This is a genomic window from Methanoregula sp. (genome assembly GCF_049686655.1).
GTDB lineage: Archaea > Halobacteriota > Methanomicrobia > Methanomicrobiales > Methanospirillaceae > Methanoregula.
Genome location: NZ_JBAVIG010000043.1, coordinates 15,804 through 31,532, shown reverse-complemented (window position 1 = coordinate 31,532; position 15,729 = coordinate 15,804). Strand labels below are relative to the sequence as shown.

The window sequence follows — 15,729 nt, the reverse complement described above, 5'->3', positions numbered from 1 at the left end:
TCCTTATTGTAGGCTGGAACTCGGTGGCGATGTACGTAATGGGCATTGCATATTCCCCGCTGACCGCAACGCTCGGGTCTATGACTATCGGTGTGGCTGCTGAGTACACTATCCTTGTGATGGAGCGCTACTCCGAGGAAGAGGAGCGGCTCCACGACCATATAGCTGCTATCCAGGAGAGCGTCAAAAGGATCGGGACTGCCATTACCGTCTCCGGTCTTGCGACCTTCTTTGGCTTCTCCGCCCTCTGCCTCTCCAATTTCCCTATCACCAGCAACTTCGGGATCTCTACCCTCATCGCAGTCGGTTTCTCCCTCTGCGGCGCCATCTTCATCATGCCCGCTGTGCTCTCCCTCATGGGCAGCTTCACGGAATGGCTGGATCACAGGAAAGGGTTCCCGTCAGCACATGAGGAACCTCACCTCCCCGTGGCAATGGCAAGCGAAAACACGAACATACGGTAAAGGTAATTCAGATGAAACATTACACAGCACTGATCATCCTGGTCCTCATGGCTGCATTCTGCACCGTGCCCGTAATGGGAACTGACCAGTTCATCGGGGGGAGTCCCCAGATGACGGCATACATATCCGGCATCAATGAATTCTCCCCGGGACAGGACGCAACCATTACGGTGGTGATCCAGAATGGCGGGACGAGCGCGATGAAGTTCGTAGACCACAACACGCTGTCCCAGGACGACCTGCCGACAACCGCACTGCTGGTTACGGCCGGTCTCTCCGGCAACACTACCCCGATCATCGTCAAGACCGACCCCCAGAACCTCGGCGATATCGGCAGCCCGGGGATTGTAACCGCTACGTTTGCAGCAAAAATTACTTCGAATGCGACGCTGGGGGACTACCAGCTCCCGCTCACGCTCAGCTACCGGTATCTTGCCAATAGCAACAGTCCCCAGCCTTCCGCCGACACGGTCGAGTCCCAGTATAATGATGTGACAACGGTCATCCCGCTCACGATCGCGATCAAACCGGAAGTCAAGATCGAGGTTCTCGACATTATCCCCGGGAACCTGGTCGTGGGTACGGAAGGATATCTCAACCTGACGATCAAAAACATCGGACCCGAAGATGGTAAAAAAGCGTCCGTTATTCTCCTGAGGAATGGCGATAGTGGCGTGATTCCTTCTGACAGCAGCGTTTACATCGGGGATTTCCTGAAGAACCAGACGGTCAGCTGCATGTACAAGGTATCAGTCTCCGGCGATTCGCAGCCACAGTCCTACTCAATCGATGTGATGGTCACTTATACCAACACCGAAGGTGATACCGTTGATTCTGCAACAGAAACAATTGGCGTTCCTGTCGGGAGTAAACTGGATTTTGAAGTGACGTCTGCGCCAGCATCCATTAGTCCGGGTCAATCCAAATCTATAGAAGTGAAATACCGTAACATCGGGTCGATCACGGCATATAACGCTCTTGCACGGCTGACTACCGTCACGCCGCTTTCAAGCTCCGATACCATGGCATATCTCGGTGATGTTGCACCAGGCCAGACCGTTACTGCCCTGTATACGATCTCTGTTGACAGCAAGGCAACCCCAGCCACCTATAATCTCGATACCAATGTACGATACCGCGATTCCCTTGACAACAGCCTCACATCTGATACTGTCAGTGCCCAGGTCGAGGTCATACCATCCGCCCCCGGAAGTATGATCCCAGTGCTTGCAGCAGTTATCCTGATCGCGGCGATCCTGATAATTGCGGGGTATTACACCGTTGGAAAAAGGAGGTTGAGGTAATATGCTTATGACGAGGTCGATTAAAACCCGCATAATGTTTCTGATGCTCATTGCAGCTTGCATCATTGTGCCGGCTCTTGCCGATGTAAAATATACCGGAGGGTCTCCGAACCTGAGCGCGTATGTATCTGGCCTGAACGATTTCACTGCCGGCAGCGATATCATGATCCCGATCGTAATTGAAAACTCCGGTCTTAACCAGTTCGAAGAAGTCTCATCGGATATCACCGCGCGTGACGATCTCCCCAACACCGCAAAATTCGTCACGGTGAATATATCCTCAGGAGATGCACCGATCGTGATAAAATCAGATCCCCAGATGATTGGTGATCTCCTGGGCCAGACCACAGAAACAGTAGTATTCTCGGCCACGGTCAATGCTGATGCCCCGGCTGGTACATATCTGGTCCCTGTTGACATTAATTACTCCACACTCTCATCTGTCGACGAGTATACTGCTCAGCCCATGTTCCAGAATTACTATCAGCAGCACATCACGACTCTTACGGTGCCCCTTGTCATAAAAGCCGAAGTTATTCCCAAGATAATTTCGGCTACCCCGGACAACCTGGTGGCCGGTGCAGACGGGTATGTCAACATCACCCTGAAGAATATAGGGTCCTTAGACGGGACAAAGGCAACGGTCAGACTTCTGCAAGACGGTGAGAGCCCGATCGCCCCGGTCGATAATGGTGTATATATTGGGGATTTCCCGGTCGATAGTATCGTGACCTGCCCTTTCAAAGTATCTGTTGATGCTGCGGCAGTCAACAAATCCTACCCGGTCAACGTCCTTGTCACCTACCAGAATGATGAAGGCGACTTTGTCAATTCCCGGACTGAAACTGCAGGTGTGAATGTTGGCGGCAAAGTAGATTTTGCGATCATCTCGCCCACGATCTCGATGAGTCCGGGCAGCAAGAAAATAATCCAGATCGAATACAAAAATACCGGAGACTCCACAATCAAAAATGCCCAGGCCCTGATCAGCGCGGTCACCCCGTTTACGAGCTCAAACGCTGTTGCAGACCTGGGCGATCTTGCCCCGGGACAGTCTGCTATTGCCAGCTACCAGATCAGCGTATCTGGGAATGCTGTCACAAAAGTCTACGGTCTCGATTCCGAAATACGGTATCGCGACGTTCTCGATAATACCTACATTTCCGATCCTATGAAGGTCTCTATTGATGTGGAAAATATTACCGGTATTCAAGGCATCCTTTCCAACACCGTCATCCTCTCCATAATCGTCGCTGCCCTAATGGGCCTTATCTATGCAATCTGGTACTTAAGGAAAAAACAGAGATGAGTGGAGGAATCCCGTATTTCAAGTCATCATCATTGATTTTTAAGCTTAAAACCAATTACCATTAAATATGCAAGACAAAATTACTAAGTATCTATGGAGAAATGACTGATGACAATCATCGGAAGGCTGACGTGTATAATTTTGATTTTCTGTGCATTTATGATTGTGCCTTCGATGGCAGGATCTAAATTCACGTCCGGAAGCCCGGAATTATCTGCATATATATCCGGCACTAATGAATTCAACCCTGGAGACGATGTACAGTTATCAGTTGTTATTGAAAACACCGGACTCAACGAGTTCGAATACAGCCAGCCGGGAATTATTAACCGCGACGATCTGCCAAATACGGCAAAATTTTTAACCGTGACCCTTTTACCTGGTGACGCTCCAATCGTAATCAAATCCGACCCCCAGATGCTTGGCGATCTCGATGGTGGAAGCAGCGTGAATGCAGTCTTCACCACAAAAATAAATTCAGATGCCGCTGGTGGAACCTATCTTGTTCCCATAATGCTCAACTATACCTACCTTTATACTGCGAACCAATACGGTGTAGATCTTCTCCAGTATGAATACCAGACCCAGAATATCACCCTCAATATACCCGTTAAGATCAAATCCGTTGTGTCTATTGATGTTTTATCTGCCGTTCCTGAAGATCTGAATGTGGGTACTGAAGGGTATATTGATATGCAGATCAAGAATACCGGATCTGAAAACGGGACAAAATCCATTGTAAAAATATTGCAGAACGGCAACAGTCCTATCCTTCCCACGGACAGTAGTGTATATATCGGGGATTTCCCTGCGGGAAGTACAGCTGCCTGCCGATACAAAGTATCTGTTTCTGGCGATGCACAAAAACAGACCTATCCGGTTGATGTTGTAGTTGTCTACCAGAATGAAGAAGGAGATTTTGTCACCTCCCGCAGTGACACTGTGGGCATACCCGTTGGTGGAAAAGCTGATTTTACAGTAATTTCCCCCGCTGCGGAAATGAATCCCGGAAATAAACAGGTAATTACTATTGAATACAAAAACACGGGAGATACTCCGGTTTATAGTGCCCAGGTCAGAATTGACACTGTAGACCCGTTCACCAGCAATGACGATATTGCCTATATCGGTGACCTTGCGCCGGGGGAATCAAGAACGGTTTCTTATGTAATGAGCGTTGATCGGACCGCAACCATCAAAGAATATGGTCTGGATTCCCAGATCCTTTATAAAGATGCCCTGGACAATGCGTACACTTCAGACACTGTACAAGTCAAGGTAGACGTAACTGAACCTGCGGGTATCAACGCCATTCTCACTAATCCCTTCTATCTGTTAACCGTTGTCGCAGTGATTATCGTGATTATTTATCTCGTATTTCAGTACCGCAAGAAAAATAAATAATACCTGAATGTGGGCGAATCATCAATCATAATGACCAGTGAAGGTATGGTGGAGCGTGTTGTCCGAAGGGTAACAGTGTTTGACATGGAGAGCAATATCCGGATTCCGGTATATCATTTCGGGGATGATAGATCCTGACAATTCCCCGTATCGTCATAGCTGGTACCCACAGCGGGTGCGGCAAAACTACGATCACGAGCGGTATCATGGCGGCCCTTACGTCTCGGGGGTTAAAAGTCCAGCCCTTTAAGGTCGGCCCGGATTTTATTGATCCCTCATATCATACCCGGATCTGCGGCAGGCACTCTCGTAATCTTGATCCGTTCATGATGGGCGACGACGGTTGCAGGTCGACATTTTTCCGTGCTTCGGAAGGAGCCGATATAGCAGTCATTGAAGGGGTGATGGGACTGTATGATGGTATAGACGGGGGCGATCTTGCCAGTACGGCCCATATTGCCCGGGTCCTCAAGGCACCGGTTGTACTAGTCGCAGACGCAAAAGGCATGTCGAGGAGCGCCCACGCACTCATACAAGGTTTTCTTGCATTTGATCCCACCATCACCATCGCCGGTGTCATCATCAACCGCATCGGCAGTCCCCGGCACCAGGCTATGATCGGGCAATCAGGTGTAGTTCCCGTGCTCGGATGGATCCCCAGGAAAGATGAGATCTCGACAAAAAGCCGGCACCTGGGTCTCGTCATGGCGCATGAGACTGAATCTCTTGACGGGATCGGATCCCTTATGGATGATTGTTGTAATCTTGATGAATTGTTGTCGATTGCTGCAAAAGTCCCCCCAATCGGTCTCGCATCATCCCCGGGTGAATCCCCCTCCTCTGCCAGGGCCCGTATCGGCATCGCACTGGATGAGGCATTTTGTTTTTATTACCAGGATAATTTCGATTGTCTCCGCCATCAGGGAGCGGATCTTCTCTTTTTCAGTCCCCTCAAGGACTCCCTACCGGATGTTGATGGCCTGTACCTTGGAGGCGGATACCCGGAACTCCATCTCCCGGCCCTTGAAGCCGCAGGCTGCACACGGGATCTGAAAAAAGCCTCGGATGATGGATTACCGGTATATGGGGAGTGCGGAGGGTTGATGTATCTCACCCGGGAGATCCAGGCGGATAAATCATACCGGATGGCGGGAATTCTTCCCGGCAGTGCAAAAATGACGGGGCGAATCCAGGGGCTCGGATATGTAAAAGGCACCGCGACCGGAGTATCTCCTCTTCTGGTTCCGGGACAGACATTCATCGGTCATGAATTTCACTATTCCCGGGTTATCCCCGATGCCGATGCCCGGTTTGCCGCACAGCTGTCAAGAGGAAAAGGCATCCTTGATGGGAATGACGGTCTCTACACGTCATCTGCACTTGGTATGTATACCCATGCTTATTTCACTGCGGCATTTGCCAGGAATTTCATAGATCTGGCAGCGGCATTTTCACACCGGTAACTTCTTTCTGTTTTCCCGGTTAACAAGAGATAAACCTGTGGAACACTAAAAAAACTATCAGTAAGAGGCGAAACGATGTCCATGAGAAGCGATGAGATAAAAACCGGTTATCAGCGAGCTCCCAACCGCTCACTTCTCCGGTCTCTTGGTGTGACAGATCGCGAGATGGGGCTACCCTTCATTGGCATTGCCAACGCGTTCAATACCATCGTTCCCGGGCATATGCATCTCCGGCAACTCGGTGAAAAAGTCCGGGAAGGTATTGCTGCCGCCGGTGGCGTTCCGTTTGAATTTGGTGTGATCGGGATCTGCGATGGCATAGCTATGGGACACGAGGGAATGCACTATTCCCTGCCATCACGGGAGAACGTGGCCGATTCCATAGAACTGATGGTCCAGGCACACAGGTTCGATGGTCTTGTCTGTATCGGCACCTGCGATAAAATCGTCCCGGGTATGCTGATGGCAGCAGTCCGTTGCAACGTACCGACCGTAGTTCTTACCGGCGGTGCGATGTTATCCGGCCATCAGGACGGCAAAGATCTCTCCCTCATCGAAGTGTTCGAAGGTGTCGGCAAGGTTGCAGCAGGAACAATGAGCGAGGCGGCCCTGAATGAACTGGAAGGATGTGCAATGCCAGGATGCGGCAGCTGCCAGGGCCTGTATACTGCCAATACGATGGCCTGTATGACCGAGGCAATGGGTATGTCCCTTCCGGGCTGTGCTGCAATACCGGCAGTGGATGCGGCAAAATTACGTATTGCACGCGAAAGCGGAGAAGCAGTCCTTACACTCGTGAAAAAAAATACCCGGCCAAAGGATATCATAACACAAAACAGCCTACGGAACGCAATCAGGGTTGACATGGCACTCGGTGGATCTACGAATACCGTACTTCACCTTATGGCACTGGCTGATGAGGCAGGAATTTCCCTCAGTCTTGATGACTTCAATACCCTTGCGGATGCGATCCCGCAAATCTGCCATATGCAGCCTTCGGGGCCTCATTCAATGCAGACACTGTACCGTGCGGGAGGAATTCCGGCCGTCTTAAAACAACTGGAACGATTGCTGGAGTCATCGCCGACAATATCCGGCAAGGATGTTCTCGATCTCGCCCGTCATGCAGTAATAAAAAATTCTTCCGTTATCAGAACCATAGACGCACCGGTCAATTCAGCAGGTGGATTAAAGATCCTCTTTGGTTCCCTTGCCCCGGACGGGGCCGTAGTAAAATGTGCAGCTGTCCCGCAGGCTATGTGGAAACATACCGGTCCTGCCCGTGTCTTCGACAGCGAATCGGCGGCAATGAGTGCCATCCTTTCCCGGAAAATAGCGGAAGGAGAGGTCATCATCATCAGGAATGAAGGCCCACGCGGGGCTCCCGGTATGCCGGAGATGCTCTCCCCGACATCAGCACTCATGGGCTTTGGTTATTCCCGTGTTGTTCTCATAACTGATGGCCGGTTTTCCGGCGGAACCCGGGGGCCCTGTATAGGTCATGTAGCCCCGGAAGCAGCGGTTGGCGGGCCCATAGCGTTTGTCCGGGATCAGGACCAGATAGCAATTGATCTCTTCGAGAAAAGGATAGATCTGCTGGTGGATCAAAAAGTTCTTGATGAGAGAAAGCAAGGATGGGTGCAACCCCATAAATCCCTTACCGGTGTTCTTGCGCGATATGCCAAATCCGTGGAACAGGCAAATCACGGGGCCGTGCAGAGATAATATCCCGGATAACCGGACCCATTCATTTTTAGATTTTTTGCTCTGTAGAACTCATTACAAATAGTGGTTCTGTTAATTTGTTGAGGGATAAAAACGTTTCTCCGAAGAAAAATTATCCATCCCATGCCAAGTCAACAGAACCCAAATAGTACCGCTACCAGGGATTTCACCTCAGCGCCGCTGTGGCGCTTAACCGGTAATTCCTGCAGCATCGCGATGTGCAGGAGCGGTAAGGGGACAGGCACTATCCTCTCTTCTCAAAATGTAATCAAATACTATTTGTTCCAGCACAAGGATTTCTCCAGGGCAGATTTTTAGAATTAAAAAAGAGATGGGAGAAATTATTCAGTGCCTGAAGTACCGGATACCGGTAAAAACCATGGCCATGTGAAGACGGTTCGCCGCTTCGATTACCTCTTTGTCGCGTATAGAGCCACCCGGCTGGACCAGGGCTGTTGCCCCGGCGCTGGCTGCAACTTCAAGGGTGTCCGGGAATGGCAGGAATGCATCCGATGCGACAGCGGAGCCTTTCAGCGGGGCACATGCCTTTTCTATTGCAATCTTTGCCGAGTCCACTCTGCTCATCTGTCCTGCCCCGATACCCAGTGTCTGCCGGTGATCAGCAAAGATGATGGTGTTGCTCTTTGTGTGCTTGCACACTTTCCATGCAAGCTGGAGGGCTTTCATCTCTTCTGCTGAAGGATCGCGATCAGTGATAACTTCCCAGTGTTCCTTGTAGGCAGGTGTTCGTTGGACAAGAACTCCGCCATCAACTGTTCTGATTTCGTCCGCCCCGGATTCCTCCGGGATGACCAGCACCCTCATGGACTCTTTCTTTTTCATTATCTCCAGTGCATCGCGTGAGAAAGAGGGAGCGACTATGACTTCAACAAAAGTCCTGCAGATCTCTTCCGCCAGTTTTTTTGTCACTTCATCATTTACGGATACGACAGATCCATACGCCGATACAGGATCTACCTCACGTGCAGTAATATATGCATCAAAGATGTCTGATCCGATCGCCACCCCGCACGGGTTGTTGTGTTTAATAAAAACTGCTGCAGATTCCTCAAATTCACGAAGGAGTGCGACACCGGCATTGACATCCAGGTAGTTATTGTAAGACATCTGCCTGCCCTGGACGGGTTCCGTGCCAGCCAGGCCACTCACACCGTAAACCGCTGCAAGCTGGTGGGGGTTTTCCCCATACCGGAGTGCCCTGCCGTTGGTATACTGCACAGAAAATGTCGTCGGGAACGGGCTCGACAGATTATAGAGATAATTACTGATGGCCGCGTCATATGCAGCGGTGCGTGCAAATGCTTTCTTTGCAAGGTCCAGATGCTGTTCTGCAGGTATGCCCCCTTCCATAATCATATTCATGATCATCGGGTAGTCAGCGGGATCAACGACAACTACAACATCCTTGTAATTTTTTGCCGCTGCACGGATCATTGCAGGCCCGCCAACGTCAATAAATTCTATCAGTTTTTCAAGGTCCATCTGCTGCTTTGACATCGCTTCAAAAGGATACAGGTTAACAACAAGGAGGTCGATCCTGTCGATCCCGTGGCGGGCCATGACTGCATCATCGATATGGCGGCGACCGAGCAATCCGCCGTGGACTTTGGGATGGAGGGTCTTGACGCGGCCGTCCATCATCTCGGGAAACCCGGTGTAGGAAGAGACTTCGGTATATTTTATCCCGGCCTGAGCCAGTGTTTTGCCTGTTCCTCCCGAACTCATAATATTATACTTTTTTTCTGTCAATGCCTGCGCAAGCTCTACAATCCCCGTCTTGTCCCAGACAGAAAGCAATGCCCACTTCATGGTCTAGTGTATGACGAATGTGGGAGAAAAAGGTATGCAGATTTTGTCTTAAGTCTCCCTGAATGGCCACAGGTTCCCGATTGTACAAATGCGATCAAATACATTATACTGTTAAGGAAACGCAAAAATGTGTCCAGAAATTGTTTAAAACCCGATTCATAAGACCAAGCGCCCATAATTCGGTGATCGGGGTGAAATCCAGCGGTTATCTCGTGATAACGAAGTAAATATTTATATAGAACCACAATGCAATAGATATTGGAACATCGAATGGGATGTACTATGAACGATGCAGAACGCGAAGCGGTTCAGGCCGGTATAAACGACTCCGGTGCAATCGAAAAAAACTCCGGGGAATCACCGCCTGGAACAACTGAATTGGACGAACTGAAGAAAACCTATGCAGAGTTGAACGATCGGTTCCTTCGTCTTGCAGCGGATTTTGAAAATTTCAAAAAACGCACGGCACGCGAACGGGAAACGACTATCGCCCTGGCCAATGAACGGTTTGCTGTCGATATCCTCGAGGTCATGGACAATGTTGAACGTGCACTCAGGGCAGATGATGCGCATCTCCGTAAAGGTGTCGAACAGATCCACCAGCTGTTTACGGCACAGTTGCAACGTTATAATATCAATCCCATCGATTCGCAAAAAAAACAATTTAACCCGGCTGAGCATGAAGCGATTGCCCATATTCCTTCCGGTGAGGCCACCGGCACTATCGTCGATGTTGTCTCCCCCGGGTATCGTATGCATGACAAAGTGATCAGGTACGCAAAAGTGGCAGTTTCAAACGGTAATAAGCAAAATAAGGAGGTATAATATGGCACATGAAAAAGTTCTGGGAATTGATCTGGGAACAACATTCTCCTGCATGTCAATCATGGAAGCGGGAAAACCAATCGTTATCCCCAATTCGGAAGGCGGACGAACAACCGCATCAGTAGTAGCATTTACCAAAGAAGGTGAACGTCTTGTCGGCAGCCTTGCCAAGCGACAGGCCGTGACCAATCCCCAGCGCACTATCCAGTCAATCAAACGGAAGATGGGGACAAACGAGAAAGTTGTTATTGACGGGAAAGGATTTACGCCGCAGGAAATTTCTGCTATGATCCTGCAGAAGCTCAAGATTGATGCGGAAGCGTATCTGGGTGAGAAGATCACCAAGGCCGTAGTCACTGTCCCTGCTTACTTCAACGATGCGCAGCGGCAGGCAACCAAGGATGCAGGTCAGATCGCCGGCCTCGAAGTGATGCGTATCATCAACGAGCCCACAGCCAGTGCTCTTGCCTATGGCATTGACAAAGAGCACGATGCGACCGTACTGGTCTACGATCTTGGCGGCGGCACCTTTGACGTATCGATCCTGACACTCGGTGATGGTGTCTTCGAAGTCAAGTCCACGGCCGGGAACAACCATCTCGGTGGGGACGATTTCGACCAGAGAGTTACCGATTACCTGGTCGAAGAGTTCCGGAAGAAGGAGGGGATCGACCTTCGTAACGATCCTTACGCATTGCAGCGCCTGCGGGATGCTTCGGAGAATGCAAAGATTGAGCTCTCCCAGCGCCAGACCACGAACATCAACCTGCCCTACATCACCACTGATGCCAGCGGTCCGAAATTCCTGAACATCGATCTCTCCCGTGCAAAACTCGAGCAGTTGATCGGCGACCTCATCGAATCAACGGTCGGACCCGTCAAACAGGCACTGAGCGATGCAAAACTTGAGCCAAAGGACATCGATCACGTCCTCCTGGTCGGGGGATCAACCCGTGTCCCGCTGGTGCAGGACACGGTGCGGAAACTTCTCGGCAAGGAACCGGATAAGGGACTCAACCCGGACGAATGTGTCGCCCTGGGTGCCGGCATCCAGGGCGCTGTCCTGACCGGTGAGACCAAGGATATCGTCCTGCTCGATGTCACGCCGCTCACCCTTGGAATCGAGACACTCGGGGGGATTGCGACCAAGCTTATCGAACGCAACACCACCATCCCTACGAGAAAGAGCCAGATCTTCTCAACGGCTGCTGACGGCCAGACCAGTGTCGAGATCCATGTAGTCCAGGGAGAACGGGCGCTTGCCAAAGACAACTTCACGCTTGGAAAATTCCAGCTGACCGGTATACCCCCGGCGCCCCGCGGTATACCCCAGATTGAGGTCACTTTCGATATCGATTCGAACGGTATTATCCATGTCTCGGCCAAGGACCTTGGCACCGGCAACCAGCAGGCGATCTCCATCAAGGGCGACAAGAAGCTCTCTGACGAGGATATCAAGAAGATGATGGACGCAGCCAAGCAGTTCGAGGATGATGATAAGAAGAAGCGTGAAGAGATTGAACTGCGCAACCAGGCCGACACTGCAGTTTTTACTGCTGAAAAGATGCTCAAAGACAGCGGCGACAAACTTGAATCCGGTGACAAGACCAAGGTGGAAGAGGGCATAGCAGCAGTCAGGGCAGTCCTCCCGGGTGAGAACCTCGATGAGATCAGGAAAGCAATGGAATCCCTCACCGAGGCTGTCTATGCGGCAACCACGAAAATTTACCAGAAGATGCAGGCCGAGCAGGCATCCGCGCAACAGCCCGGTGCTACCGGTCCATCAGCTGAACCGGAAGAGAAAACCGATGACAATGTCGTCAATGCGGATTATAAGGTAAAAGAAGAGTGAGCCGGAAATGAGTGCGGGAGATTATTACGTTACCTTAGGTGTTCCCCGGAGTGCGGACGATAAGGAGATCAAGAAGGCGTACCGGAATCTCGCACGGAAATATCATCCGGATGTCTGCAAGGAACCCGGTGCAGAAGAGAAATTCAAGGAGATCAACGAGGCCTATAGTGTCCTCTCCGATGACCAGAAAAAGGCACAGTATGACAATATGGGTCACGAGACGTTCACCAATGCCTCGAAAGGTTCCTATTCCGGGGCGGGGGGGCAGGGTAACGGCGGTTTCCATACCGATTTCTCCGGCTTTGGCGACATCTTCGATTTCTTTGGCGGCGGGGGTCAGCGGAGAACCGGTCCCCAGCCAGGCGCCGATCTCCTGATGCGGATCCAGATCCGTCTTGAGGATGCAGTTGCAGGAATGGACCGGGAGATCGAGGTCATGCATTCGGAGCCGTGTGCTGCCTGCAGCGGTTCCGGCAGCGAGACAAAGCGTTTGAATGTCTGTCCCCGGTGCGGGGGAAGCGGCCAGATGCGGCAGGCAACCAGTTCTCCTTTCGGGCAGTTTGTCAGGATGTCGACCTGTACCCAGTGCGGCGGCAAGGGCAAGATCCCCGAAAAGGTCTGCAGGGAATGTCATGGTTCCGGCCACTCCCGGGTGAAGCGGAAAGTCTCCGTCCATATACCGGCCGGAATCGACAGCGGCATGCGCCTGCGTATGGAAGGTTATGGTGAAGCAGGGGATTACGGAGCGGCCAATGGTGATCTGTTCCTCGAAGTTTATGTCCAGCCCCATGACCGTTTCATACGGTCGGGTGACAATCTTGAGACCACCATCGAGATCAGCCCTGCCCAGGCAGTCCTCGGCACTACAACGGAGATCGAGACGATCGATAAGCGTCATATTGACCTGAAAGTCCCGGCGGGAATCCAGTTTGGCACTGCGCTCAAGATTGGCGGTGAGGGAGTGAAGCGACGGGGTAAACACGGCGATCTTCTCATACGCGTGAAAATCGTGACGCCCAAATCTGTCACCGGGGATCAGAAAGAACTGTACGAGAAACTTGCCGAACTTGAAGGAAAGTCCAGTGGCGGGTCTGGTTTCTTTTCCGGCATCATGGGAAAAAAGAAGCCTAAAAAATAATCTCTTTTATCGTTCATTTTTTCCCACGTATTTTTGAGTCTTCAGGTACCATCTATTCAGGATGAAACTGATCTTCGAGCTCTCCGGTGAAAATCCCACGCTTCCATTCGCTGAGCTTGAGTGTATCGGTTCCCTGCTGGACCGGCGCCTCCAGGTAGCAGTTGCCGAATGCCCGCACCCGGCTGAAGCGCATCGTCTCGCCATGACGCAGGGCGTACTTGAGTACCTGGGAGAATGTGACCCTACCCCTCCCGCTTTTCAGGATCTGCTCAGGGATCTCAGTCTGGAAACATCGCGGCCGTTTGCCGGAAGGACCAAGAAAGTTCATGGCGGGTGTCATGAACGGAATCCACAGTCCCAGAGGGAATTTGAGAACCTGATCGGCACTATGGTTACCGGCCCGGTCTCATTAAATCACCCTGAAGTGGAATTTCGGGCAATCCTGTCTGAGGACAAATGCTATTTTGGCCGTGTATTGTTCACGATAGATCGATCCGCATATGATGTCCGCAATCCCGGGAAGCGGGATTTTTTCCATCCCGGCGTGATGATGCCGCGGATGGCCCGGACCCTGGTCAATCTTGCCTGTGCCCGGAAAGGAGACATCCTCCTGGACCCGTTCTGCGGTACGGGAGGGCTCCTCATCGAAGCGGGGATGCTCGGGTTTTACCCGGTAGGGTGTGATTTTGATCGGTTCATGATACAGGGAAGCATAAAGAATTCCCCTGGTTCGTTGTTCCTGCAGGCCGATGCAACCTCCCTGCCATTCCGGGACAGATCGATCGACACGATTGTTACGGATTTTCCTTACGGACAATCAGTCTGTATCAGAAAAACGGATACCATGGACCGGCTGTATACCGATGCCCTCGAAGAGATCCGAAGACTGATCAGACCCGGGAGGCGTGCAATCGTTGTTACGCACCGGGACATTTCCGCTATCGCATCCCGGTATATGACTGTTCTCCAGAACCATGACCAGCGTGTCCACAAAAGTCTCACGCGCCGGGTGCTGGTGCTGGGATCATGATAACGACAGCATAAAAATGTGCTCTGGAGAAATCATTTTTTTTTCAAAGAGACGATGCCCCCCTCTTGCGCCACCAGTCCCCCGCGGGGACGGGGCGCAGTGCGATGACCCGAATCAAATGGCAGATAATACGTCGTCATCGCAACTGGGGGATGCCATAGCGGCGGGGGCAAAGCCCAAAAGAGCGTCAGCGATTATGAGGTTTTCACCAGAGCATAAAAATGAATTCTTTTATGGTAATCGCACCAGATATATTCCGGTAACTATGAAGACAATCAACGGCATAGCAGTTCTGGCAGCAGTTTTTATTGTCCTGCTCGCCCTCGTCATCCCGGTCTCGGCGTATTCAAGTGATGCGGTGAGTTGGTACACACAGGGAAACGATTTATTGCAGTCAAAGAATTATACGCAGGCCGTCACGGCGTATGATCAGGCAATTCTCCTTGAACCGGATTATTATGAAGCCTGGAATGGAGAGGCTGATGCACTCAACAGGGCTGCCCATACAGCGGACGGTTTCAACCAGACCGGTCTGAATGCAGCTCTCGCCGCATCGAACAAGAGTCTCAGTATCTCCCCCGCATATGCCCAGGGCTGGATCAACCGTGGTCAGATCCTCTATAATATCGGTTTATTGTATGAAAACCAGATCCAGGATTTAAATACCGCAAATGAGTATTATAACGACCAAATCCTTGCGTTTGACCAGGCGATTGAGATCGATCCGAACAATGACGAGGCATGGTTCAATAAAGGATTTGCCCTGGGGGGAATGGGGAGGTATGACGAGGCAATCGCGGCATTCGATAAAGTCCAGACAATAAATCCGGAATATCCCCGGCTTGCATATTATCGTAATATGGCCGTCCAGCTGAGGGATGCGTCTACTCCCTTTTATGTGAAATATGCCGGGATAATCCTTGGAAGTATTATCCTGTGTGCAGGAATTGCACTCTGGTTTTTCTTCCTTCGTGAAAAACCGGAATAATTTCCCCTTTTAAGGGACAATTAAACAGCAGAGACCGTTGATAATCAAAAAAATGGTATAGTACCATTTTAACTACCAAAATTGCACTGTATTATCGACGGAAAATAAATTTTATAAATATTACTATATCCAACTTGAAAAAAGTTCCACGTTATGTTCTGTCGAAATCCGTTTTCTTTGTGCTTCAGTTAAGCTCGGTGGCATTTATGAGGGTGACCCCCTCTCTCCCCCAAAGGGGGAGGCAGCCCACGGGGAGCGCCCCCTTGACCCCCCATCAATCTTCTGAGGGCCTATCGCACTATGGGGGATGCCTGGCGGCGGGGGCGGAAGCACAATGTGCTGGAGCCCCCAAGAGCGTTCGCTAAAGGTAACGGGGCAGGGTCGGTTAATAAAATAG

The 15,729-nt window shown here is 51.0% G+C and carries 12 protein-coding genes; 11 read left to right on the top strand and 1 reads right to left on the bottom strand.

Features of this window, described 5'->3' with window-relative positions; all coding sequences use genetic code 11:
- From WBL42_RS04900 to ilvD, 6 genes are all read left to right on the top strand, one after another.
- The coding region (locus WBL42_RS04900) for an MMPL family transporter (protein WP_424720146.1) at nucleotides 1-464 on the top strand (464 nt) is incomplete at its 5' end.
- An 11-nt stretch (nucleotides 465-475) separates the two neighbouring features.
- Nucleotides 476-1,768, top strand: a complete 1,293-nt coding sequence (locus tag WBL42_RS04895) for a COG1361 S-layer family protein (protein WP_424720145.1) — start codon at nucleotides 476-478, stop codon at nucleotides 1,766-1,768.
- Between the two features lie 34 nt (nucleotides 1,769-1,802).
- Entirely contained in the window at nucleotides 1,803-3,077 is a 1,275-nt protein-coding gene (locus WBL42_RS04890) for a COG1361 S-layer family protein (protein ID WP_424720144.1), read from the top strand.
- 108 nt (nucleotides 3,078-3,185) lie between these two features.
- The gene (locus WBL42_RS04885) at nucleotides 3,186-4,481 is read left to right on the top strand and encodes a COG1361 S-layer family protein (RefSeq protein ID WP_424720143.1); all 1,296 of its coding nucleotides are present in this window, start codon (nucleotides 3,186-3,188) and stop codon (nucleotides 4,479-4,481) included.
- A 131-nt stretch (nucleotides 4,482-4,612) separates the two neighbouring features.
- Nucleotides 4,613-5,944, top strand: a complete 1,332-nt coding sequence (locus WBL42_RS04880; RefSeq protein ID WP_424720148.1) for a cobyrinate a,c-diamide synthase — start codon at nucleotides 4,613-4,615, stop codon at nucleotides 5,942-5,944.
- A gap of 81 nt (nucleotides 5,945-6,025) precedes the next feature.
- Nucleotides 6,026-7,669, top strand: coding sequence for a dihydroxy-acid dehydratase (ilvD, locus tag WBL42_RS04875; protein ID WP_424720147.1), 1,644 nt, complete (start codon nucleotides 6,026-6,028; stop codon nucleotides 7,667-7,669).
- Nucleotides 7,670-8,014: 345 nt separating this feature from the next.
- Here the strand turns inward: ilvD and purH are convergent, their stop codons facing one another.
- Nucleotides 8,015-9,499, bottom strand: coding sequence for a bifunctional phosphoribosylaminoimidazolecarboxamide formyltransferase/IMP cyclohydrolase (gene purH, locus WBL42_RS04870; RefSeq protein WP_424720142.1), 1,485 nt, complete (start codon nucleotides 9,497-9,499; stop codon nucleotides 8,015-8,017).
- Between the two features lie 282 nt (nucleotides 9,500-9,781).
- Between purH and WBL42_RS04865 the strand changes: the two genes are divergently transcribed.
- The 5 genes from WBL42_RS04865 (at nucleotide 9,782) to WBL42_RS04845 (ending at nucleotide 15,332) form a co-directional block, all read left to right on the top strand.
- Nucleotides 9,782-10,324, top strand: coding sequence for a nucleotide exchange factor GrpE (locus WBL42_RS04865; RefSeq protein WP_424720141.1), 543 nt, complete (start codon nucleotides 9,782-9,784; stop codon nucleotides 10,322-10,324).
- Between the two features lies 1 nt (nucleotide 10,325).
- Nucleotides 10,326-12,176 (top strand): molecular chaperone DnaK, encoded by a 1,851-nt coding sequence (gene dnaK, locus WBL42_RS04860; protein WP_424720140.1) that lies wholly within the window; start codon nucleotides 10,326-10,328, stop codon nucleotides 12,174-12,176.
- Nucleotides 12,177-12,183: 7 nt separating this feature from the next.
- A complete protein-coding gene (gene dnaJ / locus WBL42_RS04855; RefSeq protein WP_424720139.1) occupies nucleotides 12,184-13,314 on the top strand; it encodes a molecular chaperone DnaJ in 1,131 nt (376 codons plus the stop codon).
- Nucleotides 13,315-13,375: 61 nt separating this feature from the next.
- Nucleotides 13,376-14,344 (top strand): methyltransferase domain-containing protein, encoded by a 969-nt coding sequence (locus WBL42_RS04850; protein ID WP_424720138.1) that lies wholly within the window; start codon nucleotides 13,376-13,378, stop codon nucleotides 14,342-14,344.
- Nucleotides 14,345-14,609: 265 nt separating this feature from the next.
- Entirely contained in the window at nucleotides 14,610-15,332 is a 723-nt protein-coding gene (locus WBL42_RS04845; protein ID WP_424720137.1) for a tetratricopeptide repeat protein, read from the top strand.
- The last annotated feature ends 397 nt before the right edge of the window (nucleotides 15,333-15,729 follow it).